The sequence below is a fragment of the uncultured Chitinophaga sp. genome (assembly GCF_902168175.1).
GTDB lineage: Bacteria > Bacteroidota > Bacteroidia > Chitinophagales > Chitinophagaceae > Chitinophaga.
The window spans coordinates 1-25,132 of sequence record NZ_CABHOU010000067.1; the positions used below are offsets into that span (position 1 = coordinate 1).

Consider the following 25,132-nt stretch of genomic DNA (forward strand, 5'->3'; position numbering starts at 1 on the left):
TTTTTTTTTTCAAGCAGAAGACGGCATACGAGATGCTCAGGAGTCTCGTGGGCTCGGAGATGTGTATAAGAGACAGGCCTCTCACGAATGCTGGTCCCTGCCAGCCCCCTTCATCTGCCAATGCTGTACTGTTTAGCAGGAAATTTCGTATCTTTGCACCTGTCTTGTAATTAAACCTACTCCCTGTTCGCCTTGTTTTCCCCACCAAACTGTCGATTATCATTATATTTAAATACATTATATGAACCTGAATGACATTGCTGTAGTTGAAAATGAGGGCGCGCGCCAATTCGAAATGCGGGTAAATGGCAAACTTGCAAAAGTTGAATATATGATGGGAGGAGGACGTATGTTCCTCACCAGCGTAGACGTACCTGCTCAATTTGAGGATGGTGTTGCCAAAGCTCTGGTGGAAAGGGTTTTTGAAATGATTGCCGACCGCAAACTCAAAATGGTGCCATTGTGCCCCTATGTAACCGCCTTCATTCGCCAGTATCCCCAATGGAAAAAAGTGCTCGCGCACGGTATTCATGTTTAAATCTTTATTATCTAAAAACTAATAAATAACATGTCCGTTAAGAATTTTGATGAACTTCACCAGCAACACCAGCTTTGGAAGTTAGACCTGTTAAAATCGGAAAAGGAGATCAAAGCACTGCAAGCCGAGCTTACCGACTTGTCTCCCAAAGCCGTTACGACCGATCAGAAAATCCAGCTGGAGCATCTTCAGAATGCATTGATCCGCCACAAAGTAGTTGTAAACGACAAACTCGGGGAAATCTCCAAAGTAGACAAATTGATGTCTGAGGATGGAGCCGATACTGATAAACTGCTTGTGCTGGAAAAAATACAACAGGAAGATATGGAACAGTTTGATCGCTTATTCTCCGAGTTACGTAAAGAGTTTAAATCTTTCCGGCAGTTGCTGGACTAATACACGCCCGATTTTCACAAAGAGCTTATATATGGCGGTACAGGAAACTGTACCGCCTTCTTTTTTATGTACCCCGCTGCCGCGCATAAATGATGCGCCGCGTACTAGAGTACCTTTTATTAACTGATCACAATGGCCCGCCATAATAACCCCACTTGCGGACCCTGTTGAAAAGTTAAGTTACCCAAATGGACATCGTGATGATCGTTTAGATGAAGGCCACCCTAACAACCCGGGCAGCCTTCGGTATTACACTTGCTGCCATGTAAACTGATTTTATAACAAGGCTGCTCCGTAACCGGTAACAGCCTTGTTACCCACTTAAACCCCCGTTATAGCGGGCATTGACGGAAGCCATATCTCGCATGTCGGCTATAGCGGACGTGTACTTCCGTCTGCACAAAAGAAGGTTTCTTCTGCCTCAGGGCGTTGATGTTGTGATGCTGTAACTGCCCGTTACATGCCGGTGGTACGGGCATTAATAATGTGTGATGAAGTAACGCTGCTTCATGTGTCTGGACAATCCTTTTCATGATGAAGTATTTATGCCGGCATATCGCCATGCAGTGAAAAATATGGTGCTTAAAATACCGGGAACGAGGGCTAACGTAACCGTAGTATCGCAGTTGGGAGCTGCATATACTCTTTGTTTTTGCTTTTTATTTTCGCATCAACAAGATCAAAAGTAGGGGTTCGGATAACAACATAAATTTTTTTAAGTGCATAGAAATATTATTTTCTAAACATGGCCACTTAAGTGTGTTAAATAAAGAACAGCTGCACGAAACCGCGCAGCTGCCTGTATTTCAGCGTATTTTTATCTTATCTAAAAAAAGCTAACTGACCACTGTTTATTCCAGGAAGCACCTGGTACTAACGATAGTATACCTTCTTTCTCCGCCAGTTCACCACTTGCATTTACGGAGTCGGCAATGCCGCACCATGGCTCCAGGCAAAGGAAATCTGCATCTTTGGCGGACCATATACCGAAGAAAGGAAACCCTTCAAAATGCATCTCCACACCATGAGATGTTTTATCATTTTTGATGCTGATCTTATCAGATGCCATGTGCTTTAATACAAGCGCATCTGCATAAAACATGGGTTTGGTAAGCGCCAGCGTTTGTGTGTTATTCAACAAAGGCTCAGGGCTCAATTCTATCAGTCCTTCCGCCGACAGTGGCCATTTACCTGTATTCTCCACGTTAGAGAACTCCAGGTAATAATCGTCGAACGTTGTGTCGCCTGTAAGCGGTAGTTTAAATGCAGGATGCGCACCAACAGAGAACAGGAGTTCCGCATCTCCCGTATTTTCTACGATATAATTCACGTGGAGCGTGTCGCGATCAAGTGTATACCGAATGCTGAACTTAAATTTAAATGGATATACTTTCAGTGAGCTTTCGCTTTCGGTGAGTGTATAAGTAATGCTGCCGGAGGTTTCCTCAGCAACGGTAAACACCTGGTCACGTGCGAACCCATGACGGCCTAACGTGTATACATGGCCTTTATGTGTATACTGGTTGTTTTTTAATCCGCCTACTACCGGGAACAATGCCGGGCTTTTCTTTCCCCAGAAAGCTGCATCGCCGCTCCACAGGTATTCGAGTTGCAGGTCGTTGCGCCTGATGTTCTGTAATTCCGCACCTTTTTCGCTAATGCTGATGCTGAGTTGTTCATTGGATAAGTACTGCATATGCCTGTGTTTTTCGGTGAACTGGTGCAAATATATACCGCCGCATCTGTTTATGGAAAAGTAACCCTGATTTATACAACGGGCAGGTGAATTGGTACGACCCTTTCCCCTAACTTTGCAGGCAAATAAAACTCGGATATATGGCAGGGTCATTAAAAGGGAAAACAGCGGTAATCACCGGCGGTGGCAGAGGAATAGGAAAGGCATTGGCGGCAGCGCTGGCAGCAGAAGGTGTAAACATCGGCCTGATGGGACGTTCGGCTGCAACGATAGAGGAAACAGCGGCCACGCTTAAGGATGCAGGTGTGAAAGTGGTAACGGCAGTAGCGGACGTGTCGGACAGGAAGGCGGTTGATGAAGCGGTTGCATTACTGGAGGCGTCATTTGGGCAGATAGATATATTGCTCAACAATGCAGGCATCGCCTCCTTCGGTGGTTTCCTGGAGCTGGAGCCGGAAGAGTGGGAAAAGATCATCCAGGTAAACCTGATGGGAGTGTATTATGTAACCAGGGCTGTTTTGCCCGGCATGATCGCCCGTAAAAGCGGAGATATCATCAACATATCGTCTACAGCCGGTCAAAGGGGCGCCCCGCTTACAAGCGCGTACAGTGCATCTAAATTCGGACTGCTCGGACTCACAGAATCCCTGATGCTGGAAGTACGTAAACACAACATCCGCGTAAGCGCACTTACCCCTAGCACGGTGGGTACGGATATGGCCATTGAACTGAAGCTGACGGATGGTAACCCGGATAAGGTAATGCAGGCCGAAGACCTGGCGGAATTCGTAGTAAGCCAGTTGAAACTGAACCCGAGGATCGTGATCAAGTCGGCCGGTTTATGGTCAACTAACCCCTAAAATATAACAGCGCCCGCTACATGAAGCGGGCGCTGTATCTTTTATTTCTTTCTGCCGGATAAAACCAACACCACACCTACCACGGCTATAATACCGCCGGCATAGGTAGGCCATCCTATCCACCTGTTTTCTTTCTTGTTAATCTCCACCGCGCCGAGGTCCACCACTTCTTTTTCAGTTTGAACATTGAAGCCCCTGAATACGATCATGGCTATGCCCAGTACAATTAGAACGATTCCGAATGTTTTCATAATTAGTGTGTTTTGGCTGATAATAGCATATCAATCGGCATGCCACGACCAACGGCAGAAAAAGTTTGTACCTTGCAGCTCTTATGCTTCCGGCAGAAAAATATACGCTCTTTATTAAGCAACGGGCCCGTGAACTCGGCTTCGACCACTGTGGCATTGCCAAAGCGGAGCAGTTGGATGAAGATGCTTATCGCCTGGAACAATGGCTGAATAAGGGCATGCATGGCAATATGCAGTATATGGAGAATTACTTCGACAAGCGCATTGATCCGCGTAAACTGGTGGACGATGCCCGGTCGGTGATCACCCTGCTGCTTAATTACTACCCGCCACAGCAACAGTCGGCAGAGGCCCCAAAGATCGCGAAGTACGCCTATGGGAAGGATTATCACGAAGTGATACGCGAACGCCTGAACCACCTGCTGTCTGACATGCGGGAGCAGATCGGGGAGGTGCATGGCCGCGGTTTCGTGGACTCGGCCCCGGTGCTGGAAAGGAGTTGGGCTAAAAAGAGCGGTTTAGGCTGGATCGGCAAAAACGGGAACCTGATACACAAACAGGCTGGCTCATTCTTTTTTATCGCCACGCTGATCGTGGATGTGCCGCTGGTATACGATCCTATTACGGGCGACTACTGCGGCTCCTGCACCAAGTGCCTCGATGCCTGTCCTACCGGCGCTTTAACGTCGCCCACCGTGGTAGACGGCAGCCGCTGCATATCCTACTTCACCATCGAACTTAAAGATCAACTGATACCCGATAAAATGAAAGGCCAGTTTGAGGACTGGATGTTTGGCTGCGACATTTGCCAGGATGTATGCCCCTGGAACCGCTTTTCCAAACCGCATAACGACCTCGACTTTACCCCCATTCCCGAAATACTGAACTTTACCACCAGCCAGTGGGAGGAGATGACTGAGGAGGAATTCAAACGCATCTTCCGCCATTCCCCGCTAAAACGCAGCAAATTTGCCGGTATCCGCCGCAATCTTACGTTCCTGAAACCCTAGCCGGTTATCCCTGGCCCTTTCCCTGCCCTTACATTGCCCTTTCGTTATTGGGAGAACATGGGGTGAGCAAGCTTTGGTCATGCTATTAAGCCGCCGTTGTGTCACTCCCTTCAGCGGCAGTAATAACATTGGACAGCTGTCGTAATCACACCCGCACGTCTAAAACGTGTCTAACCGTCCGCTTACCCTCCGCTTCAGCATACTCTCAGCATACTCTCTCCAGGCTCTGATGATACACCCGGCATACTCTTATCATGCTTTTGGCATGAACCCACACCAGGGGTACATCAGGAAAACATTAGGAAACCCCTATACTGCCGGTAAGTGGACTGCAAAAAAAGAGTGCCACCCCGTAAGGCAGCACTCCGATATGTTAATGAAACAATATTTATCAGTGTTTCTCCTGCTCTGCACCCGCAGAAGGCGCAGTGGCTTCTACTTCTTCTGCTGCAACCACTTCTTCTTCCGTAGCCAATTCAGCAGTTTCCTCCTGCTTCTTCCTGCGGCCGGTGAAAAATTTACGGAACACACCGATCAGGGCTACGAAGCCTAAAGCGATGAATTTCCAGAGTGGGGCGAGGAATTTGAGGATAACAGCAAAGAAACCAACTTTGGCCAGTACTTTACCTGCTACCAGGGCGCCAATACCCACCGCAGCGATCTTGTCCACACCTGGATTGAAGTCTGCGTACGTAAAATCTTTGTTGAAGGACGCGATATGCAGGACCTGGTCGATGTTCTTGTTTACCAGCGCCAGCTCTGTAGTGGTGGCAATGGCTTTGAGGGATAATACACCTTTACGGCCGAGTACACGTACATCGTAGTTAAGGGTGTTCACCTCATCGTCGCCGAACTTTAGTTCCTTAGCCCAGTGCAACACGTTCCTTTTCTTGTCGTAATACGGCTTTTGCGCCCAGCCCACCATGTGGATGGGTTGATAACCCAGTTTGGTGCGGGCCGCGTTTGCCTCTACTTCGTCTTCCTGCAGCTGCTTCAGCATGTCGTCGTAGTTGATCTTATCGGCGTCCTCGTCTTTTACAAAGCCGGTTTCGTCATAAGAAACGATAAAGGCATAACTGTTGGGCGTAAAAGGATCGGTGTTGGCGGGAAAGATCATACCTAAAGCATCTTCCGATGTTTCGGGTGGATTACCCCAGATGTCGGTTAGCAGCTGTTTGCTCTGCGCGGCATCCAGGAACTTGAAGCCTGCTGGTACATTCAGCACGATCTCACCATTACTGATCTCAATTTTACCGGTTTTGTACTTGTAAGAAGCCACGATGGAGTCGATGGCCTGTTGTTCGGCCTCGGAAACAGTGGTACTGTCTTCGGGAGGCGCTGCCTTAACGCCAAATGAAAGGCAGATTAACAAGGCAAGGGAAAGGGCGATTCTGAACATTATTGCTGAAATTTTTGCCAAGATGCGAAAAATAGCTGATAAGTGTTATATATAACTACTTATTAACAATTATTTTTTCATGTAATTTATTTACAGTTACTTATCAATATGGCGGTGCCCGGTATAGAAAAGAGGTATTATATTTGCCTCTCAAAGCATAGAAATACATCTAAATATGAAACGCCTGCTATTATCGGCCGCTGCAGCGGTACTTCTTTTTTCTGGTTGTGAAACAACGCAGCAAATCCTAAACGGACTTCCAACCACTACCGGTACCACAGGGCAGCCTAACGCCTGGCAAATAGCGTCCGGACTTAAAGAGGCCCTTACCATCGGTACACAGAACAGTGCTAACCGCTTGTCTGCCGCCAATGGCTTTTTTGCCAATGCTGCCCTTAAAATATTAATGCCGCCCGAGGCGCTGAAAGTGGAATCGACCCTGCGCAACGTGGGTTTAGGCGGCGTAGTGGATAAGGCTATATTGGCGATGAACCGTGGGGCCGAAGAGGCTGCGAAATCAGCGGCCCCTATCTTTGTTAGTGCCATACAGGGCATGACCATTACAGATGCAGTGGGTATACTTAGGGGCGGCGACTCGTCGGCCACTATGTACTTTAAAGGCAAAACCACATCAGCATTAACCAACGCGTTCAGTCCTGTAATACAGCAGGCGTTGAAAAATGTAGATGCGACCAAATATTGGGAAGATGTATTTACCGTGTACAACAGGTTCTCTAAAACACCGGTTAACACTAACCTTACGGCGTATGTAACGGAAAAGGCGATATCGGGCATCTTTCATGAAGTAGCGCAGGAAGAGCTGAAGATCCGCAGAGATCCGGCGGCAAGGGTGACAGAATTGCTAAAAACGGTGTTCGGCAGTTCGCTGGCACAGAACAAATAAATCGTACAAAACAATAGGAAGGCAGCCTGCAAGGGTTGCCTTTTTTAATGCCCGGCTACCGCATCAACCTGAATAAAAAAAGTGCGGCTAGCCGGCCACACCTTTTAACGGGAAAAGTCGTCTCATCCCTTTTGTTCTCCATTTACATGATTTTTACCACCAGCACTTAAGTGCCTGTAACGGGTACAAATGTGTAGCAGTAGAAAGTTTCAGGTGGATGATGATATTTATGAACAGGCCACTGGCCGAACGATCGTAAAATTAGCAGAAATCCAACGGCTGTCAATACAACGTTTGGGGATATCTACTGAAGTATGATCGCTGTAGTTTATCTTTGAAATAGATGGAATAGTATTTGGAGCCCCGGTGTTGTTGTTATCATTCTTTACCCAAAAAAAACACAAGGTGGAAAAAAAGCGTAAACTGGAAGGACAAACCGCGATCGTTACAGGATCGAGTAACGGACTGGGAAAGGCTATAGCGGTAGAACTGGCTGCGGCTGGGGCAAATGTGGTGATTAACTATAATTCCGATGAGGAAGCGGCCGCAGAAACGGTGAATGAGATTGTGTCGGCAGGGGGCAAGGCGTTTGCCTTTCAGGCAAATGTAGGAACAGAGCAGGATGTGAAGGATATGTTTGATAAATGCCTGTCCACATACGGCTTTTTAGACATCCTGGTGAACAACTCCGGCATCCAGCGCGACAGGGCTTTTCATGCAATGACCCTCGATGAATGGAATGAGGTGATCAATACGAATTTGACCGGGCAGTTCCTCTGCGCCCGTGAAGCGGTGAATATTTTCCTCAAACAGGGGCTGCGCGGTGTTAGCAGCGCGGTCGGTAAAATCATCTGCATCAGCAGTGTACACGATATTATTCCCTGGGGCGGGCATGCAAACTATGCTGCCAGCAAGGGTGGTGTGATGTTGTTGATGAAAACACTGGCACAGGAGCTGGCACCGAAAAAAATAAGGGTGAACAGTATTTCGCCCGGCGCTATCCAAACCGATATCAATAAAGAAGCCTGGGAAACTGACGAAGCGCTTAATAAATTACTGCAACTTATTCCATATGGCCGCATCGGTAAACCGGAAGATGTTGGGAAACAGGCACTGTGGCTGGCTTCGGACGATAGTGATTATGTAACAGGCGCTACGCATTACATCGATGGGGGCATGACGCTTTATCCTGGTTTTGCAGATAACGGTTAAATCGATATTTTACACTTTATGCGTCATACTTTTTTAAAATGCTGCCTGTTTTTGGCCCCTCTCACGTCCGGGGCGGCAGCGCTTGCACAACTTCCAAAGGATGTTCATATGCTTGTTGGTACTTACACCTCCGGTGAAAGCAAAGGGATATATGTTTATAAGTTTAACACGGCTACCGGTAAATCGGAGCAGGTGAGTGTGGCGGAGGGACTGAAAGATCCTTCGTTCGTGGCGGTAGCGCCTAACGGTAAGTTTGTCTATGCGGTGAGCGAAAGCAAAAGCAGCGTGTATGCTTTTGCGTGGGATGCGGCCGTAGGTAAACTAACGCTGCTGAACGAGCAGCCGGTTGGTAGTGGCGGCCCCTGCCAGTTGTCGATTGATAAGGACGGGCGTCATATCATTACGGCTAACTATGGCGGTGGCAGTTTATCCGTATTACCTATAAATGCCGATGGTACGGCGGGTGCTGCTGTACAGGTGATCAATCAAAAAGGCTCGGGCCCGGTTACTTCGCGGCAGAAAGAACCACATGTACACCAGATCGTATTTTCGCCCCAGGGTACAAAGGTGTTTGCTACTGACCTGGGTACTGATAAGATCATGATTTATGATTACAACCCGGATGCGGCGCAGCCACTTACGCCGGCTAAAGTGCCGTTTGTAAGCATCACGCCCGGCGGTGGCCCCAGGCACCTGGTGTTTCATCCCGATGGTAAACACGCTTACGTGGTACATGAGATCAGCGGACATGTAACAGCATTTGAATACAGGGTGGGCAGGCTGGATGCCGTGCAAACTATATCTTCCAATACGGCGGATTATAAGGGCGATAATTTCGGCAGCGCCGATATTCATATCTCTCCCGATGGTAAATTCCTGTACATGACTAACCGCGGCGACCTGAATAACATAGCGATATACAGCATCAGCAGGGCTAATGGTAAATTAACGCTGGTTGGGCACGAACCTTCGGGTGGTAAAGGTCCGCGTAACTTCCTCATTACGAAGAACGGTGACTTTTTATTGTCGGCTAACCAGGCTACTAATAACATCGTGGTGTTTAAACGCGATAAGGTCACCGGCAAATTGAAGGATACGGGTGAAAACATTAAAGTGCCTGCACCGGTATGCGTTATTATTCCTTAAGTTGATGATCTGATCACTTCATAATAAAAAAGGGGACTGATATAACCAGCCCCCTTTTTTATTTACTTCTTCTGTCCTTTCAGGTTTAATTCAATATCAATATCATTCATAATCCGCTTATCATCTGCTAACGTATCTGACGTAGCGTAAGTCATGCCCCATTTCGTACGGTCCACTTTCAGCAAAGCAGCCAGGGACAACTGTCCGTTCGCCACATTAATTTTCGCGGGAAAGCTGATAGGTAGTGTTTTCCCTACCATTGTAAGATTGCCCGAAACCGTATAGTTCGCGCCATCTACAGCACCAGTAGTGCCGCCGGTATAAACCGCAATTTTCGAGATCTTAAACTGCAGGTTCGCGTACTTCGCCATATCGAAGAAATCGGCGCTTTTCAGGTGATTTACTAATTCAGTTTTCAGGTCCTCAGTAGGCAGGTTGAGGTTCTTGATCGTATTTAACGGCAGATAAAAAGTACCGCCAATCACGCGATCTTCGTGCACTTTCAGGGAAATACTTTTTACACCGATCTCTCCTTCATTATAATAACCGGTTTTCAGATAGCCTTTCCATTCAGCTACCGATTGTGAGGCGACCAGTTCGTAATCATCGCCTTCGTCTTCTTTTTTACAGCCGGCGATCATCGCCAGGCCCACTAACAATGCATAATAGGTGTGCTTCATGTTGATTTGAGGTTTAAATGAGGCGCAAAGATAGAAGGTGGTTTGCCGGGGATGGTCCGGGGGAAGTTGGAATGATTGTTTTTAGAGCTGAAGTGAGCGGGCGAAATACTATATGATCTTTGATACGCCCTGTTAACAAGTAAGCGAATAAAGGCGCATTTTCCCGCTTTTTTACAGCCCCGGCCGTATAATTTGATGCTTTTTACTATTTTGTACCCTGCTGTTATGCTTCCACCCATTGAAAATGAAAATGCGCTGCTACTTCGTGTGGCAGATGGCGATAGAGCTGCTTACTCGATGCTTTACCGGCAGTACTACCCGCGTTTATACAATTTCGTTTTCTTTTTCTGCCAGTCAAAGGAAGATGCGGAAGAGGTAATACAGGAATGTTTGCTAAAGGTTTGGGAGCGCAGGCATACCCTTATCGGCATCCGTTCATTTGAGCAATACCTGTTCCGCATGGCTAAAAACCGCCTGCTGGATGTAACCCGCCGCCGCCTTACCGGTAACCGTGTGGCGGAAGTAGTGGCCGGCAGTAGTCCCGAAACCGAAAACCTGGTGGATAACGAGGTACTCTTCAATCAATACCACCGCATCGCCCTCGATGCCCTTGCCCAGCTTTCTGATAAGAAAAAAACTATTTTCCTGATGAGCGCCCAGCAGGATATGAGCCTCGATGAAATAGCGGCCGCCCTTGGCGTTTCCCGCGCTGCGGTAAAAAAACATCTCTATGCCGCCATCCGCCAGATGAAGGACCATTTGAAAGATCATGCAGACTGGGGACTAATACTCGTTTTTTTAATGACCCTGTAATAAAACGGTTTAGCGACCCGTAAAAACTTTTTTTCAGGAAAAGGTATCCACTTTTAATGCTCATCAGTCTTATTAATATATGGACCAGCAAACCATCATTCACTTACTGGAAAAACATGCTGCCCGGCAGTTGTCGCCAGCAGAAGCTACCAGCCTCGAACAGTGGCTGCAAACGGCTGATGCCGGCACGTATCACCAGCTGTTGCAGTTAAGCGATGTGCCCGATAGTTATAAGTTATATCCACCCATGCCCGAACACCTGGCCAGCCGTATAGAAGCGGGGCTGGATGCGATAGACGGTCGCGGTAGGATAGTGCGTATGCGGTGGTTACGAATCGCGGCAGCTGCCGTTATACTGGCAGCGGTAGTTACGGGTGGGTGGATGATGATGCAGCATATGCGGCAACAGTCTTCGACAGTAGCCGGTGGGCCTTTCATTCATGACGTTAAACCCGGTGGCAACAGAGCCACCTTAACACTGGGCGATGGCTCGGTAATTAGTTTGGACGAAGCTGAAAACGGTAACCTGGGCACCCAGGGCAATGTAAAAGTAGTTAAGCTGGATAGCGGTCAGTTGGCCTACCAGGCCAAAGACGATGTGGGCGAGGTGGTGTATAACACCCTGAATACGCCCCGTGGCGGACAGTTTCGCATTACACTGCCCGATGGTACTAAAGTATGGATCAATGCCGCTTCATCGTTGCATTTCCCAACTGCATTCAGAGGAAAAGAACGGTTGGTGGAGCTGAAGGGAGAGGCTTACTTCGAGGTCGCCCAAAACGCGGCCATGCCTTTTAAGGTGAAGCTGAACGATATGACCGTTACCGTACTGGGCACCAGTTTTAACGTGATGGCCTATGATGACGAAGGGTATACCAGCACCACACTGGTAAGCGGAGCGGTAAGGCTGGAAACGGGATCAGCCAATACCTTACTGAAACCACTGCAGGAAGGTGTGTTGAAGCAGGGAGGGAGTGCCATTGCGGTTAAACAGGCCAATCTGCCTAAAGTAATGGCCTGGAAAGACGGTATGTTTTATTTCGAGAAGGCAGACATCAACCAGATATTCCGCCAGTTAGTGCGCTGGTACGATGTGGAACCAGTGTTTGAAGGCGGGGTGCCACAGAAGAAGTTTGTGGGTATCATGTCGCGCAATACCACGCTGGCAGGCGTTCTGAAAATACTTGAAGCAGCAGATAATAATGTAAAGTTCAGGATAGAAGGCAAGAAAGTGTATATCAAATTCAACTAAGGCTAATGTTTTCCACTTAATTATTCATTCAACCAAAAAGTACCACAAAATGACTGATTAACATTCCACGTACCCATGTACCACGTTATTACCATGTATGCAATAGAAAGCCGGAAGCGGCCTAATGCTCCCGGCTGGATGTAAGGTAATATCCAATCGACTTGAACAACTGATTATTTACCTAACCGGACAAATTTATGTTATTTATCGATCCCCACAAGGGCAGGCGATCTAGCGCCCTGTGCGTACCAAAAATCTTGTTGATAATGAGATGGACCGCTGTTATTATGCTGGCTGCATGCCTTTCTGTAAGTGCCAAAGGCGTTTCGCAGCAGGTGTCGCTCTCCGTAGTGAATGCACCACTGAATAGTGTATTTTTTGAAATTCAGAAGCAAACTGGCCTTTTCTTTTTGTGTGAAGACGAGCTGCTGGAAAAGACCCCGCTGGTTACGCTGAATGTGCGTAAGGGCGAGCTGGGAGAAGTATTGGAGCGATGTTTTGCAGGCACGCCCATTACCTGGTCGCTGGTGGAAAAGACGATCGTGATTAAACGGAAACCCTTGCCGGTAGCGGTACAACGGGCCGACTCCACGATCGTTGTTACCGGTTTTGTGGCCAACCAGAAAGGGGAGGTGCTGATCGGCTCTACCGTGAAACAAAAGGGCACGATGAACGGTGTAACGGCCAATGAAAAAGGCAACTTCATCCTGAAAGTACCGCAGAACAGTACGATCGTGATAACCAGTATTGGCTACCTGCCACAGGAAATTGTAGTGGGCGGCACACGTAACTTCAATGTGGTATTGCTGGAAGATAAGAAGGCGCTGGACGAAGTAGTGGTAGTGGCTTACGGACAAAAGCAACGTAAAATAGCCACACTGGGCGCACAGTCCAGTCTTTCGGTATCGGAACTCAAGCAGCCTGTAGCCAATATCACCACGGTACTGGCAGGGCGTATTTCGGGCATTGTAGGTGTACAACGGTCTGCAGAACCCGGGCTTGATGGAGCGGATTTGTGGATACGGGGAATTGCCACGCTGAACTCCGACGCCAGTAAACCCATGATCATGGTAGATGGGGTGGAAAGGTCGTTTAACAACCTGGACCCTAACGATATTGAAACGTTCACCATTCTGAAGGATGCATCTTCCACTTCTGTATACGGTGTTAAAGGCGCCAATGGTGTAATCCTTATTACCACCAAAAGAGGCCGTGCCGGTAAAACGGATATTAATATTGACTATTACCAGGGCCTTACCACCTTTACCCGCGTTCCACAGGTAACCGATGGTGTTACTTACCTGCAAATGGCGAACGAAGCCAGCGTAACCCGCGGTGGTACGCCTATTTATTCTGAAGAGGCCATCCGTAAAACGATGACCCAGGAAGATCCGTACCTGCATCCCAATGTGAACTGGATGGACGAGCTGTTCAACCAATTTGGACACAACCGCAAAGCGAACCTCAATATCAGGGGCGGTTCTGATAAGGCTCAGTTTTATGTATCCACCTCTTTTTATGATGAAAAGGGATTGTTTAAAACAGATAACCTGCAGAAATACGATTCCAAGATCGCGTTTACCCGTTACAACTTCGCCTCCAGCCTGAACATCAAGGCTACGCGTACTACCAATATCGATCTTAATATCAAAGGGTTCATTTCTAATGGTAACTACCCGGGAACAGGTACTTCCGAAATCTTCCGTGAAGCCTTTGATACTTATCCAACCATCTATCCCAAAATGTACCCGGACAATAAAGAGCCGTTTACCTCTACGGGCGGTGGGTTAAACAGTCCCTGGGCATTGCTTACCAATCGTGGTTATGTAAACACCTACGGCAACCAGATCAATTCGGACATTAGCGTACGGCAGGACCTTAGCCCATGGCTCAAAGGCCTGAACGCCCGTATCCTGTACTCCTTTGACGCCGCCAACGAAAACAGGATGGCGCGCCTCAAATCGCCCTACAGCTATTACGCCCGCAGCCGCGACGCCAATGGCGACCTGATACTGGAACGTACAGATAACAATGGCGGTTCCGACTACCTGAGTTTCGAGCGTACGTCTGGTGGCTCGCGCCAGTTTTATTTCGAAGGTGCATTGAGTTATGACAATACTTTCGGCTTACACAATGTGGGCGCTATGGTATTGTTTAACCAGAACGACAGGGTGAGCGCTACAGCAGGCGATCTTATCGGGTCATTACCTTATCGCAGTTTAGGTATGGTGGCACGTGCTACTTACTCTTACAACGACCGTTACCTCGCAGAAGTAAGCTTTGGTTACAACGGGGCTGAGAACTTCGCGCCCGATAAACGTTTCGGTGCATTCCCCTCCATGGCCGTGGGTTGGGTGATATCTAACGAGAAACTATTTGAACCACTGATACCTTATGTGCAGTTGTTGAAACTGCGTGCGTCTTATGGTATTGTGGGTAACAGTAATCTTATTGGTGGTCGCCGTTTTGCCTACATCGGCACTACAAAAACTGTAACTGGTTATAACTATGGCCAGGACAGAGGTGGAGGAATTGGCGGTATAGAGATCCAGGATTACGCGGCCAGTGTAACCTGGGAAACGTCCAAAGACCTGAACCTGGGGCTGGAGTTTAAGACCCTGAACAATGCGTTGCTGATCCAACTCGATTATTTTGAACGCAAACGTACCAATATCTTCCTTTCCCGTGCGGCCGTACCAGCCACTACCGGTTTGCAAAGCAACCTGCTCGGCAACCTCGGCGCGGCGAACAGCAGTGGTTTAGATGCTTCTGCTGAGTACAATAAACAGTGGGCGAAGTTTGGTTTGTCAGTCCGTGGCACACTTACCTATAACAGGAACAAGGTAATAGAGAATGATGATCCCATTCAGCCTTATTCATGGCTCGAAAAGCGCGGACAGCCTATCGGACAGCGGTTTGGTTACATCGCCGAAGGTTATTATACACAAGCCGAGATCGACGATAAAAATGTAGCCAGAACTACCGGTGTAGTGCAGGCCGGCGATATTAAGTTCAGGGATATGAACGGTGATAAAGTGATTGATGATAATGATCGTGTGCCCATAGGCCGCCACTCTGTACCCAAACTGATTTATGGTTTTGGAACAACACTTAGTTATAAAGGATTTTCACTCGGTGCCTTTTGGCAGGGAGCAGGCCTGGTAGACTTCTACCTGGGCGATAGTGAGTTTATGCCCTTTAAGAACGGTGCTGCAAAAGGTACGCCCTATGCGAACATAAAAGATCGCTGGACGGTAGATAACCCAAGGCAGGACGCATTTTATCCCCGCCTGGCATACGGCAGCGGCCTCAATTACAACTACGGCGCAGAAAACAGTCACTGGATTATGAAAGGTGATTTCCTCCGTTTAAAAACACTGGATTTTGGATATACACTTCCGCCGGGAACATTATCGAAACTGGCCGTGCAGCGTATGCGCATCTACTTTATCGGGTACAACCTGCTTACGTTCAGTCCTTTCAAGATGTACGATCCTGAAATGGGTAATGGCGCAGGGTTAAACTACCCCAACATCAAAACCTACAGCCTTGGTTTTAATGTCACTTTTTAATCTAAAATTCCACGGATCATGAAATTTACCAGACAATATAAATTCATAGCCGCCTGCTTTTTATCAGGTATGATGCTGGTGGCATCTTCCTGTAAAAAAGATTTTCTTAACCAGGTGCCCGACGACCGCCTGAGCATCGACGATGTGTTTAAAAGACAGGTAACCACCGAACAATACCTGGCAAACGTGTATAACCAGATACGTTCAGAAACCGACTGGAACACCGGCACGCCATGGGAAGGTCTTTCAGACGAAATAGATGTTACCTACAACAACTACGCAACGTATGCCATGAACCTGGGCAACTGGGACCGTAACCGGGGCGACTACAACTACTGGACGCACTATTACAAAGCCATCCGTTCGGCCAGTTTCTTCCTCGAGCATGTAGACGAGAACAAAGAACTGACGCCAGAGCTGCTGCAACAGTTTAAAGGCGAGGCGCGCTTCCTGCGGGCGTACTTTTACTTTATGCTGATGCGCCAATACGGCCCGGTAGTAATTATGCCGGAGAAAACCATTGCGCCAGATGCAACTATAGAAGAGATGAGCATCCCCCGTTCTTCCTACGACGATTGCGTGAAGTATGTAGCCGGCGAAATGGACAAAGCATTGGCCGATGTACCCGAATGGCAAAGTAATACGCGCGATTACCAGCGCATTAAAAAAGCAATGATACTCGCTTATAAATCACGTTTACTGTTGTACGCCGCCAGCCCATTGTTTAACGGTAATACTGATTACGCAGAGTTCCTGAGTAAAGACGGGAAGCAACTGATTAGTCAGCAGGCAGATGTGAACAAATGGAGCGATGCGGCCGCGGCCGCGAAAGCGGTAATAGATATGCCATATTTTGAGCTATACAAAGAAATGACCAATGGTAAGATCGATGCGATGAAGTCCTGCAAAAACGTGTTCCTGACCGACTGGAATAAGGAAATTATTATGGCCAGGGTGTCGGACATGTTCTCTCATGACAAAAACGGATCGCCTTATAAAGTAGGCGGCTGGTCGTCCTGGGGGCCTACCCAACAGGTGGTCGACGATTTCTTTATGGCGAATGGCCGCTCCATTACCGATCCGCTGTCTGGTTACGTGGAAACAGGTTATTCTACTGCGGCAGATGCTTACACAACGGCTAATACGTACAATATGTACGTAGGCCGTGAACCGCGTTTTTACATCGCCATTACCTACCATGGTTCCAAATGGCTGAATGCTGTTGCCGGTGCAGGCGGGCAGCCTATTACCGTAGAAATGACAAACGGTGGTAACAGCGGTAAGTATTCAGGCGCCAACTGGTCGCGTACGGGTTACTGCATGCGCAAATTTGCACATCCCAGCTCCGACCTGGTACAGAACCGTATTGCCGGCCGAATGGAAGTGCATATGCGCCTCGGGGAAATTTACCTGAACTATGTAGAAGCACTGAACGAGTCAGATCCTACACATCCTGATATTCTCAAGTACCTGAACCTGATACGCGAAAGGGCAGGCATTCCGCTGTACGGAGATGCTGCTTTACCCGCACCAACCGGGCAGGACGCGATGAGGCAGGCGATCCGTCGCGAACGCAGGATAGAACTGGCATTTGAGAGCCATCGTTTCTTCGATACCCGTCGATGGAAAATAGCCGAACAAACCGATGGCGGTGCGTTTTACGGAATGAACATCGAGGGTAAAACCAACGCCGAGTTCTTTAGAAGAACGCTGTTCGAAACCCGCACCTTCGATAAAAAATATTACCTGTGGAACATTGTGCAGTCGGAACTGAACAGGAACAAAAACCTGGTGGAAAATCCAGGCTGGTAATCATTATCTAATCCAATGTAATTACAACATGAAATCAGGTTTTCTATATATACCAATGATAGCCGCCATACTAACGGCCGGCTGTACAAAAGACCCGTTCGACCGGAACGTTCATACCAAAATGACGCCGCCACCGCTGGTGACGCCGTTGAATAATATGTCTGTTAAGCTGGACAGGGTGAGTAATGCCACCGTGCTGTTCGACTGGGATAAGGCGCAAACCGCCGATTATACACTGTCGTACTACAAACTCCAGATCGACAAAGAGAGCGGTGACTTTTCGGCACCTTTGTATACCGCGCAAACAGATAGTGGTGGTATCGTGTCGAGGTTACAACTCACACATCAGCAACTGAATAAAATAGCTGCGAATGCAGGCATCGCGCCCTCTGCCAAAGGTAAACTGAAATGGCGCGTGTATGCTTCCAATGGTGTGGAGCAGGCCCACTCAGCAGAAGTACGTGTGATAGAGTTAGAGCGTCCTGCAGGTTCTGCCGGGTATCCTAATGAGGTGTATATTTCGGGATCGGCTACAGAGGCAGGGACCGATATCAGTAAAGCGATTAAGTTAAAGAAGACGGGAGATGGTGTGTTTGAGATTTACACGTCTTTAACGGCAGGTACCTATCATTTTGTGAATACGCTTACTGGTACGCCGGAGTCGTACGTGATAGACGGGAATGTAATTGGGGATGCGGCCGAGGCGAACAGTCCGGTCACTACGCCAAAGGTGTACCGGATCGTATTGGATTTTAATACGGGCGAAGTGGCTATGGCCGAAATTAAGGCGGTAGGACTTTGGTTCGCGTTCCATAATGCAGTAACGATACCGCTTACTTATGACAAGAGTGGCACCTGGCAATCGCTGAATACGCCACTGGCATTCGCCAACGCATCGTGGGGTAAAGATGAGCGGTACAAGTTCCAGGTAACGGAGGTGAACATGCAGGGCGTGGAGTCGGTGAAATACCTGGGTTATTCTGCCAAAAACAGTGATGCCCGGCCTACATCCGGCACTGCCGCTGCTTACTATTACCTGCTGCCAGTAGATAACTCGCAATGGGACTATACCTATAAATTGCGGCAGGAATCCACGAAAGCCAATATCTATGTAAAGTTCGGCACCGGCGGGGCTTACACACATGAAATCACTTATTAATCCCTTTACCATGAAAGCGAATTGGAGTATTACAGTTATTCTGTTAGCCAGCCTGGTAGCGGGTTGCAGTAAAGAAATCGATCGCGGGTACCCTGATAAACAGGAGCCCGCACCGGTTGCTATCGACTACAACTTTGCGCTGGCGGCAGATAGTGGTCAGTTGGCATTAGATAAACAGTTTTGGTCGGCTACAGAGCATTATTACCTGCAGAATAACGGCGGCCATACCGGCTTTAACTACTGGTGGAACGCACATGCGGTGGATGTACTGGTAGACGGTTACAATCGTACGGGCAACGCTGCTTACATTACCCGACTCGACCAGTTACTGGACGGTATGTACAAAAAGAACGGCAATAAGTGGGTGAACAACTTTTATGATGATATGGAATGGCTGGTGATTTCGCTGTTACGTGCATACGATGCTACCGGTACCGAAAGTTATAAGACGCTTGCCGAAACATTATGGACAGAAATAAAGAAAGGCTGGACAGGCCTTGCCGGCGGTGGTATAATGTGGGAGAAGAACTCGCCCGGTTCTAAAAACGCCTGTTCCAACGGGCCTGCGATAATCATTGCCGCCAGGTTGTATAAATTGAATGGTAATGCCGATGACCTTGAATGGGCGAAAAAGATCTATAACTGGCAACGGCAGTATCTGATCAATCCGGCTAATGGCACCGTGTACGATGGTACCGGCGTTACTAATGGCGTAATTACACCCAATACGAATGTGAGTATGGTGCTTACGTATAACCAGGGTACCTGGATGGGCGGGGCGCTGGAACTGTTCCGCGTTACCGGTAACCAGGAGTATCTCCGCAACGCCTTACGTACGGCCAACTACGTGGTGAACGATCTCACAAAGTTCTCGCCCAATGGTGTGTTGAAAGGAGAAAATACCGGCGATGGCGGCCTGTTTAAAGGCATCTTCATCCGTTATTTAACCCGTATGATCGTGGATGGTAATCTTGATGAGGAAACGAAGAACAGTTATCTTCAGTACATGGAACGTAACGGTAAAAGTCTTTTCGCTAAAGGTATCCGTAAACCAGAATACATTTTCGATGCAGATTGGCGTAAACAGCCAGCATCAGCCACGCTCGACTGCTCCGTGCAGTTGAGCGGCGTGATGTTGTTCGAAGCATTGTGTGAACTGGAGAAAAAGGGGATGATCAAAAAATAGACAAGTATGTATAAACTCGTGTTTTCGCTATTGCTGTTCGTAAGCGTAACAACGCTGCAGGCGCAGCAACAATTGAAGAAGTTCCCCAAAGGCTTTTCTGCAAAAGATGTGGGAGATAAGGTAACGAAACGTTTTATCGCCACGCCGCATACCAACTTTGGCAGCCCGAAACCGCCCGGTGATATTACTTATCCCGAGGTATGTGCCTGGCTTGGAGCTTTACGGTTTGCTGCTGTTACAAAGAATAGTGAATTAACGCAACAGCTGCGCAATCGTTTTGAGCCGATGTTTACCACCGAGCAAAAGCTGGTGCCGAAAAAAGACCATGTGGACCACAACGTTTTCGGCACCGTACCTTTACAATTGTACGTTCAAACCAAAGAGCCGCGTTACCTAGATATGGGTAAACCTTTTGCCGATTCGCAGTGGGACTTACCGCAGGCGCCTAAAGAAAGTCATGAGAAATGGTTGTTGATGGGCATGAGCTGGCAAACCCGGTTGTGGATAGATGACATGTTCATGATTACGGCGGTCCAGTCGCAGGCTTACCTGGCTACAGGCAACCGCAAGTACATCGACCGTGCCGCAAAGGAAATGGTGATGTACCTCGATTCTATCCAGCGTCCCAACGGTCTGTTTTATCACGCCCCTGACGTTCCTTACTTCTGGGGCCGCGGTAACGGCTGGATGGCCGCGGGTATGACCGAACTGCTGCGTAGCCTGCCGGACGACAGTGAATACCGTTCACGTATACTCGAAGGTTACCGTACCATGATGGCGTCGTTAAAGCAGTACCAGTCGCCCGAGGGTATGTGGCGGCAACTGATAAATGAGCCCTCGTCGTGGCCCGAAAGTTCCTGCACGGGCATGTTTGCCTATGCAATGATTTCCGGTGTGAAGAAAGGATGGCTCGATGGGAAAGAATATGGCCCTGTCGCCCGTAAAGCATGGCTCGCACTTGTATCCTACATAAACGAGGATGGAGATGTAAGGGACGTGTGTGAAGGCACGAACAAAAAGAACGATAAACAGTACTATCTCGATCGCAAACGCCTTACAGGCGATTTGCACGGACAGGCACCCTTATTATGGTGTGCTACTGCGCTGGCGGAATAAAATATTCAAACATTGGTTGAAAAAGAAGGAGCGGGGCCGGTTTTATAACCGGCCCCTTTGCTTTGCAGTGGTAAATGCGTATTTTAACCTAACATATTGCTTCCACGATGTACAAGATAGTCCTCTTTCTCCTGTTGCCTTTAGCCGCTTTCAGCCAAAAGAAGTCTCCGGCCTTTAACGTAATTGGTTTTTATACCGGTATTAACGACCGCGCGCATGTGAGCTTTGTACATGAAGCCAATCGCTGGCTGGCAGAGGTGGCAGTAAAGTATAATTTTCATTACGACTCCACCAACAACTGGGGCAACATGAACCCCGCTTTCCTTGCCCGTTACCAGGTAGTGTTGTTTTTAGACACCCGCCCCGATTCAGCCGATCAGCGTAAAGCATTTGAGCAGTATATGGAAAACGGCGGCAGTTGGATAGGATTTCATTTCTCCGCCTTCGCACTCACACCATCGGCCTATCCCCAGAACTGGAACTGGTACCATGAAAAATTCCTGGGTGCAGGGCAGTACAAAGGAAATACCTGGCGGCCTACATCCGCAGTGTTGCGGGTAGAAGACAATAAACATCCCGCCATGGAAGCCATTCCCGATACTTTCCGCGCTGCGCCCAACGAATGGTACAGCTGGCAGCGTGATTTGCGCAGGAACAAAGATATCCGCATCCTGTTATCGATCGACAGCAGCAGTTTTCCTTTAGGTACCGGCCCTAAGGAGTGGGAGATATGGCATAGTGGATATTATCCTGTAGTGTGGACGAACAAAAACTACAGGATGCTGTATGTGAACATGGGGCACAACGATATTGATTATGAAGGCCGTACAAATAAAGAGCTATCGTTCTCCTTCGCTAATGAAATACAGAACCAAATGATATTGAATGCATTAATGTGGATGGGAAAACGTAAGTAACAATAATTAGAAGGTCATCGTAAACGAAGGCCTTTTTTTGGAGCAGACAGCCTCGGATACACGAAAATGCTCCGCCGGTTTTCATCGAAATAAAACCGGTTATTCCCCGATTACCGCCGCACAGGAAGAAGTCCGGCCATTGCTATTTTATGCGCCTGTTGTTGGGTAATTTGTCGTCTGTTGAGTGAAACAAAAGAGACAGAAACCCAAATTTCCTACACATTAAAATCCGCATCATTTCATGAAGAATTTTTCTATTAAACTGCTGGTGATATTTTGCCTTGCAGCTGCAGCATGTACAAAGGAAGGGCCTGTGGGGCCGCAGGGCGAACAAGGCGAACAGGGCGTGCCTGGCGCGCAGGGCCCTGCAGGAGCAAATGGTACTAACGGCACAAACGGTGCAACTGGCGCAACCGGGGCGCAAGGGCCGGAAGGCAATGCGAATGTAAAAGTGGACAACTTCTCACTCGTTAGTACAGACTGGGTATACAATTCTATCTATTGGTTTACCACCACAAATGGGGTGGCACAGGGTCAGATCACAAAATACCATACGCGTAATAATGCGGCTGTCACTAATGATATCCTGAACACCGGGATGGTACTGGTGTATTTCCAGTCATCTTCCACCACGGATGCGGCTATTTGGACGCCAATGCCTTTCAGTTGGACGCACAATGCCGGTTCCGGTTATAGTTACAATTACGCTTACGCAACTGCTGTGGGAAAAGTTACCCTTCATTTTTTCTTTGCGAAGACTGATGCTGCTGCCGCACCACCAGCAATAAATACATTTGTTGTTCCGCCGTTCCGGGTAAAAATAGTAACGGTAGCCGGCTCGGCGCTTAATGGCCGCACTGCCCCGGTAGATACAAATGATTATAAGGCCGTAGCAGCATGGCTGCACCTGGATTAGTTTTTTTGGAGTCTAGTTATAATGATCGCCTGCGGACCTCGTTCGCAGGCATTTTCTTTTTGCGTCCTTCTAAAATCAATATGGCGATAGCGCCGCATGTGTAGGCAATCATATCCACCCATTCGAACCGGTTACCGATTAATATGTTAAAGAAACGGGAATGACTGAGGCCCAGGTGTTTTACCAGGTTGAAGTACTGTGCAGTTTCCAGTGCATAGGCAAACAGGAGTACGTATACAGTGCCCTTAACGGCGCTTACGTTCACAAAACTGCGCAGCAGGCAGTACAACCATATCACTGCCAGGAAATCGCCGAAATAGGGGCGGATAAACTCGTCGTGCATGTACAATGCAATAAGTATCTCGATAATCAACAGGGCGAGGGATAGTAAGAAGTACTTTCGGTTAAAACGGAACATAAAAGATATAGATGAGCAGGTAAGATAATCCTGGTAAAATAAATTTGTGTAACCAAAAGGTTATACTTAGTTTTGAAACCGATTGGTTACATTATGATTCGTCAACAGAAAAACGTATTGATATGCAACACGAACCGTTAATCGTTGAAAGGGTGTATGATCATCCTGTACAAAAGGTTTGGACAGCCCTCTCCGACCGGCAGCAAATGAAGCAGTGGTACTTTGATATCGCTGATTTCAAACCCGAACTGGGTGCAGAGTTTTCGTTTACAGGGGAAGATGGCGACCTCAAGTTCGTGCACCTTTGCCGTATTACAGCGCTGGAGCCGGGCAAAAAGATTGCTTACACGTGGACGTACGAAAAATATGAAGGGCATTCGGAAGTAACGTTCGAGCTGTTCCCGGAGGGCGATAAAACCCGTTTGCGGCTTACGCACACCGGACTGGAAAGTTTCCCGGATGCCAAATCGTTCCGCAGAGAAAGCTTCCAGGGTGGCTGGAATTACATCATAAACGAATCGTTAACGAAGTTCCTCGACGGCGCACCTGCTACCGCCTGATCCAGCCTTCGTTTGTTTCGTGGCGAACGTAGTCGTAGTCGTTATAAACGGCGAGTACGGCTACTTTCGTTCCTGAGGGAAGTTGTGTAATACGCGGGGCCAGTGAGTCTGGTGCATTTAAAAGTGACCTGTTGTTTTTAAGTTCCAGTTGTTTCAGCGGTGCGTTTAAAGATGTTACCTGGCTGCTGTTTACATAACCAGTTGTATTATCGGGCAACGTAACTCTGTAATAGCCTGCCATCGCAGCTTCTACCCGCAGCAAAGTGTGTAGCGTACTACTGCGTTGCGCGGTATCTTTCGTAGGTGCGGCGTACACAGGTGTTTTGGCTTGTTTGGTGCGAACCTGCCTGGCTACCGCTTCGCGGTTAGTAATTGCAGGAGGGCTTTTTACTGATGGGTTTACAAAAGGAAATGGATCTATAGCGCCACCCATGGTGTATATTCCAAAGTGCAGGTGAGGGGCAGTGGATTTTGCGTTACCTGTTTTCCCCATCAACCCTACTACATCCCCTTGTTTAACTTCCTGACCGGGCCGAACCAGTTGTTCATTTAAATGCGCATAATAAATGTGATAAGGTTTGCCTTCAGGCCGCAGCCATACCACTTTTCCGCCCAGCTTCGTTTCTTCAACCCTGCTGATCGTGCCCGGTGCTACCGCCAGTAATGGTGTTTCCATTTTACCGAAGATGTCAATGCCTTCGTGCCTGCGGGCACCCGCATCCCTGTCGGATCCCCAAAAGCTGCCAACGCTGCTGCGAGTACCGCCCTGCACCGGAAAGGCCAGCGAAGGGCCGGTGGTAATGCTAATGCTGTACTCACCGCTGACGAGCAGCTCGGGTTGTAATCGTACAATAAGCGTCTGGCTGCTGTTTACATCGTATTCGATACCGCCGGTGGTAGTGTCTGCCACGGCTAATATCTTTTGCTGTCCATCATTACGCCTTTCCCAGAGGTCGAGGTACATGGTGGTTTGGGGATTACTTTTAGCCGTAAGACTGATCCTCAGCTTTTCGCCGGTGCGTACATTAAAAGTTAAACCAAGCGCCGTTGGCCGCTCGGCCGCAAAATATCCCTCCTCACTATAAGGAATGACTACTGGAACAGGTTGTGCGAGACTTTTAGCAGCGGCGGATTTCCACATGCTGCCCAGGGCGGTTTGTGCCAGTCCTGCATCGGTAATACGCTGGCTGTAAATTTCATGTGGCGTTCTTTTGCCGAATATCCCTGCGGAGGGGCTTTTACAACTGCTCCAGCCGACGCAGAGGATAAAAGCGGCTAATAGTATACGAGCGTTCATACAGCTATAGTACAAAAAAAGG

The 25,132-nt window shown here is 48.2% G+C and carries 24 protein-coding genes; 17 read left to right on the forward strand and 7 right to left on the reverse strand.

Annotated features, from left to right (window positions below; translation table 11 throughout):
- Window positions 1-241 precede the first annotated feature (241 nt).
- A complete protein-coding gene (locus QZT80_RS13805; protein ID WP_295122766.1) occupies window positions 242-538 on the forward strand; it encodes a GNAT family N-acetyltransferase in 297 nt (98 codons plus the stop codon).
- 30 nt (window positions 539-568) lie between these two features.
- Window positions 569-934, forward strand: coding sequence for a hypothetical protein (locus QZT80_RS13810; RefSeq protein ID WP_295122768.1), 366 nt, complete (start codon window positions 569-571; stop codon window positions 932-934).
- A 332-nt stretch (window positions 935-1,266) separates the two neighbouring features.
- On the opposite strand, the gene QZT80_RS13815 is transcribed toward QZT80_RS13810, so the two are convergent.
- Both QZT80_RS13815 and QZT80_RS13820 read right to left on the reverse strand, forming a co-directional pair.
- Window positions 1,267-1,467, reverse strand: a complete 201-nt coding sequence (locus QZT80_RS13815; RefSeq protein WP_295122770.1) for a hypothetical protein — start codon at window positions 1,465-1,467, stop codon at window positions 1,267-1,269.
- 293 nt (window positions 1,468-1,760) lie between these two features.
- On the reverse strand, window positions 1,761-2,630 hold the full coding sequence (locus QZT80_RS13820) for an aldose 1-epimerase family protein (protein ID WP_295122773.1): 870 nt from the start codon (window positions 2,628-2,630) through the stop codon (window positions 1,761-1,763).
- A gap of 140 nt (window positions 2,631-2,770) precedes the next feature.
- On the opposite strand from QZT80_RS13820, the gene QZT80_RS13825 reads away from it, so the two are divergent.
- Entirely contained in the window at window positions 2,771-3,490 is a 720-nt protein-coding gene (locus tag QZT80_RS13825; protein ID WP_295122776.1) for a 3-ketoacyl-ACP reductase, read from the forward strand.
- Window positions 3,491-3,531: 41 nt separating this feature from the next.
- Here the strand turns inward: QZT80_RS13825 and QZT80_RS13830 are convergent, their stop codons facing one another.
- Window positions 3,532-3,741, reverse strand: a complete 210-nt coding sequence (locus QZT80_RS13830) for a hypothetical protein (RefSeq protein ID WP_295122779.1) — start codon at window positions 3,739-3,741, stop codon at window positions 3,532-3,534.
- Window positions 3,742-3,824: 83 nt separating this feature from the next.
- Here QZT80_RS13830 and queG point away from each other — a divergent pair, with 83 nt between their 5' ends.
- Window positions 3,825-4,751, forward strand: coding sequence for a tRNA epoxyqueuosine(34) reductase QueG (gene queG, locus QZT80_RS13835; RefSeq protein ID WP_295122782.1), 927 nt, complete (start codon window positions 3,825-3,827; stop codon window positions 4,749-4,751).
- 391 nt (window positions 4,752-5,142) lie between these two features.
- On the opposite strand, the gene QZT80_RS13840 is transcribed toward queG, so the two are convergent.
- A complete protein-coding gene (locus QZT80_RS13840; protein ID WP_295122785.1) occupies window positions 5,143-6,150 on the reverse strand; it encodes a DUF2167 domain-containing protein in 1,008 nt (335 codons plus the stop codon).
- A gap of 175 nt (window positions 6,151-6,325) precedes the next feature.
- Here QZT80_RS13840 and QZT80_RS13845 point away from each other — a divergent pair, with 175 nt between their 5' ends.
- The 3 genes from QZT80_RS13845 to QZT80_RS13855 all read left to right on the forward strand — a co-directional run bounded on the left by QZT80_RS13845 (window position 6,326) and on the right by QZT80_RS13855 (window position 9,412).
- A complete protein-coding gene (locus QZT80_RS13845; protein ID WP_295122787.1) occupies window positions 6,326-7,054 on the forward strand; it encodes a DUF4197 domain-containing protein in 729 nt (242 codons plus the stop codon).
- A 405-nt stretch (window positions 7,055-7,459) separates the two neighbouring features.
- Window positions 7,460-8,266: an SDR family oxidoreductase gene (locus QZT80_RS13850; RefSeq protein WP_295122790.1), complete on the forward strand. Its 807-nt coding sequence runs from the start codon at window positions 7,460-7,462 to the stop codon at window positions 8,264-8,266.
- A 108-nt stretch (window positions 8,267-8,374) separates the two neighbouring features.
- On the forward strand, window positions 8,375-9,412 hold the full coding sequence (locus QZT80_RS13855; protein WP_295122793.1) for a lactonase family protein: 1,038 nt from the start codon (window positions 8,375-8,377) through the stop codon (window positions 9,410-9,412).
- A 62-nt stretch (window positions 9,413-9,474) separates the two neighbouring features.
- On the opposite strand, the gene QZT80_RS13860 is transcribed toward QZT80_RS13855, so the two are convergent.
- Window positions 9,475-10,092, reverse strand: a complete 618-nt coding sequence (locus QZT80_RS13860; protein WP_295122796.1) for a YceI family protein — start codon at window positions 10,090-10,092, stop codon at window positions 9,475-9,477.
- Between the two features lie 225 nt (window positions 10,093-10,317).
- Between QZT80_RS13860 and QZT80_RS13865 the strand changes: the two genes are divergently transcribed.
- The 9 genes from QZT80_RS13865 to QZT80_RS13905 all read left to right on the forward strand — a co-directional run bounded on the left by QZT80_RS13865 (window position 10,318) and on the right by QZT80_RS13905 (window position 22,835).
- A complete protein-coding gene (locus QZT80_RS13865; RefSeq protein WP_295122798.1) occupies window positions 10,318-10,905 on the forward strand; it encodes an RNA polymerase sigma factor in 588 nt (195 codons plus the stop codon).
- 79 nt (window positions 10,906-10,984) lie between these two features.
- Window positions 10,985-12,157 carry a FecR family protein gene (locus tag QZT80_RS13870; protein WP_295122800.1) on the forward strand — a complete coding sequence of 391 codons (1,173 nt, stop codon included), beginning with the start codon at window positions 10,985-10,987 and terminating at the stop codon, window positions 12,155-12,157.
- 266 nt (window positions 12,158-12,423) lie between these two features.
- Window positions 12,424-15,729: a TonB-dependent receptor gene (locus QZT80_RS13875; RefSeq protein ID WP_295122803.1), complete on the forward strand. Its 3,306-nt coding sequence runs from the start codon at window positions 12,424-12,426 to the stop codon at window positions 15,727-15,729.
- Window positions 15,730-15,747: 18 nt separating this feature from the next.
- Window positions 15,748-17,541 (forward strand): RagB/SusD family nutrient uptake outer membrane protein, encoded by a 1,794-nt coding sequence (locus QZT80_RS13880; protein ID WP_295122806.1) that lies wholly within the window; start codon window positions 15,748-15,750, stop codon window positions 17,539-17,541.
- 28 nt (window positions 17,542-17,569) lie between these two features.
- Window positions 17,570-18,700 (forward strand): SusE domain-containing protein, encoded by a 1,131-nt coding sequence (locus QZT80_RS13885; protein WP_295122809.1) that lies wholly within the window; start codon window positions 17,570-17,572, stop codon window positions 18,698-18,700.
- Between the two features lie 10 nt (window positions 18,701-18,710).
- A complete protein-coding gene (locus QZT80_RS13890) occupies window positions 18,711-19,886 on the forward strand; it encodes a glycoside hydrolase family 76 protein (protein ID WP_295122812.1) in 1,176 nt (391 codons plus the stop codon).
- Between the two features lie 6 nt (window positions 19,887-19,892).
- A complete protein-coding gene (locus tag QZT80_RS13895) occupies window positions 19,893-21,002 on the forward strand; it encodes a glycoside hydrolase family 88 protein (RefSeq protein ID WP_295122815.1) in 1,110 nt (369 codons plus the stop codon).
- Between the two features lie 107 nt (window positions 21,003-21,109).
- Window positions 21,110-21,919 carry a ThuA domain-containing protein gene (locus QZT80_RS13900; RefSeq protein ID WP_295122818.1) on the forward strand — a complete coding sequence of 270 codons (810 nt, stop codon included), beginning with the start codon at window positions 21,110-21,112 and terminating at the stop codon, window positions 21,917-21,919.
- Window positions 21,920-22,160: 241 nt separating this feature from the next.
- On the forward strand, window positions 22,161-22,835 hold the full coding sequence (locus QZT80_RS13905) for a collagen-like protein (protein ID WP_295122821.1): 675 nt from the start codon (window positions 22,161-22,163) through the stop codon (window positions 22,833-22,835).
- 16 nt (window positions 22,836-22,851) lie between these two features.
- On the opposite strand, the gene QZT80_RS13910 is transcribed toward QZT80_RS13905, so the two are convergent.
- Complete coding sequence (locus tag QZT80_RS13910; RefSeq protein WP_295122823.1) at window positions 22,852-23,253, reverse strand: DUF2809 domain-containing protein; 402 nt, start codon at window positions 23,251-23,253, stop codon at window positions 22,852-22,854.
- A 122-nt stretch (window positions 23,254-23,375) separates the two neighbouring features.
- Here QZT80_RS13910 and QZT80_RS13915 point away from each other — a divergent pair, with 122 nt between their 5' ends.
- Entirely contained in the window at window positions 23,376-23,813 is a 438-nt protein-coding gene (locus QZT80_RS13915; protein ID WP_295122826.1) for an SRPBCC domain-containing protein, read from the forward strand.
- On the opposite strand, the gene QZT80_RS13920 is transcribed toward QZT80_RS13915, so the two are convergent.
- On the reverse strand, window positions 23,803-25,110 hold the full coding sequence (locus tag QZT80_RS13920; RefSeq protein WP_295122828.1) for a M23 family metallopeptidase: 1,308 nt from the start codon (window positions 25,108-25,110) through the stop codon (window positions 23,803-23,805). The two genes, QZT80_RS13915 and QZT80_RS13920, sit on opposite strands and share 11 nt — an antisense overlap.
- Window positions 25,111-25,132: the final 22 nt, after the last annotated feature.

Excerpts from the sequence above, each read along its gene's own strand:
- QZT80_RS13825 (WP_295122776.1), top strand. The coding sequence starts at position 2,771 with ATGGCAGGGTCATTAAAAGGGAAAACAGCGGTAATCACCGGCGGTGGC.
- QZT80_RS13820 (WP_295122773.1), bottom strand. The coding sequence starts at position 2,630 with ATGCAGTACTTATCCAATGAACAACTCAGCATCAGCATTAGCGAAAAA.
- QZT80_RS13875 (WP_295122803.1), top strand. The coding sequence starts at position 12,424 with ATGAGATGGACCGCTGTTATTATGCTGGCTGCATGCCTTTCTGTAAGT.
- queG (WP_295122782.1), top strand. The coding sequence starts at position 3,825 with ATGCTTCCGGCAGAAAAATATACGCTCTTTATTAAGCAACGGGCCCGT.
- QZT80_RS13855 (WP_295122793.1), top strand. The coding sequence starts at position 8,375 with ATGCTTGTTGGTACTTACACCTCCGGTGAAAGCAAAGGGATATATGTT.
- QZT80_RS13915 (WP_295122826.1), top strand. The coding sequence starts at position 23,376 with ATGCAACACGAACCGTTAATCGTTGAAAGGGTGTATGATCATCCTGTA.
- QZT80_RS13890 (WP_295122812.1), top strand. The coding sequence starts at position 18,711 with ATGAAAGCGAATTGGAGTATTACAGTTATTCTGTTAGCCAGCCTGGTA.
- QZT80_RS13900 (WP_295122818.1), top strand. The coding sequence starts at position 21,110 with ATGTACAAGATAGTCCTCTTTCTCCTGTTGCCTTTAGCCGCTTTCAGC.
- QZT80_RS13830 (WP_295122779.1), bottom strand. The coding sequence starts at position 3,741 with ATGAAAACATTCGGAATCGTTCTAATTGTACTGGGCATAGCCATGATC.
- QZT80_RS13905 (WP_295122821.1), top strand. The coding sequence starts at position 22,161 with ATGAAGAATTTTTCTATTAAACTGCTGGTGATATTTTGCCTTGCAGCT.
- QZT80_RS13840 (WP_295122785.1), bottom strand. The coding sequence starts at position 6,150 with ATGTTCAGAATCGCCCTTTCCCTTGCCTTGTTAATCTGCCTTTCATTT.
- QZT80_RS13860 (WP_295122796.1), bottom strand. The coding sequence starts at position 10,092 with ATGAAGCACACCTATTATGCATTGTTAGTGGGCCTGGCGATGATCGCC.
- QZT80_RS13910 (WP_295122823.1), bottom strand. The coding sequence starts at position 23,253 with ATGTTCCGTTTTAACCGAAAGTACTTCTTACTATCCCTCGCCCTGTTG.
- QZT80_RS13845 (WP_295122787.1), top strand. The coding sequence starts at position 6,326 with ATGAAACGCCTGCTATTATCGGCCGCTGCAGCGGTACTTCTTTTTTCT.
- QZT80_RS13815 (WP_295122770.1), bottom strand. The coding sequence starts at position 1,467 with ATGAAAAGGATTGTCCAGACACATGAAGCAGCGTTACTTCATCACACA.
- QZT80_RS13895 (WP_295122815.1), top strand. The coding sequence starts at position 19,893 with ATGTATAAACTCGTGTTTTCGCTATTGCTGTTCGTAAGCGTAACAACG.
- QZT80_RS13865 (WP_295122798.1), top strand. The coding sequence starts at position 10,318 with ATGCTTCCACCCATTGAAAATGAAAATGCGCTGCTACTTCGTGTGGCA.
- QZT80_RS13805 (WP_295122766.1), top strand. The coding sequence starts at position 242 with ATGAACCTGAATGACATTGCTGTAGTTGAAAATGAGGGCGCGCGCCAA.
- QZT80_RS13870 (WP_295122800.1), top strand. The coding sequence starts at position 10,985 with ATGGACCAGCAAACCATCATTCACTTACTGGAAAAACATGCTGCCCGG.
- QZT80_RS13810 (WP_295122768.1), top strand. The coding sequence starts at position 569 with ATGTCCGTTAAGAATTTTGATGAACTTCACCAGCAACACCAGCTTTGG.
- QZT80_RS13885 (WP_295122809.1), top strand. The coding sequence starts at position 17,570 with ATGAAATCAGGTTTTCTATATATACCAATGATAGCCGCCATACTAACG.
- QZT80_RS13880 (WP_295122806.1), top strand. The coding sequence starts at position 15,748 with ATGAAATTTACCAGACAATATAAATTCATAGCCGCCTGCTTTTTATCA.
- QZT80_RS13920 (WP_295122828.1), bottom strand. The coding sequence starts at position 25,110 with ATGAACGCTCGTATACTATTAGCCGCTTTTATCCTCTGCGTCGGCTGG.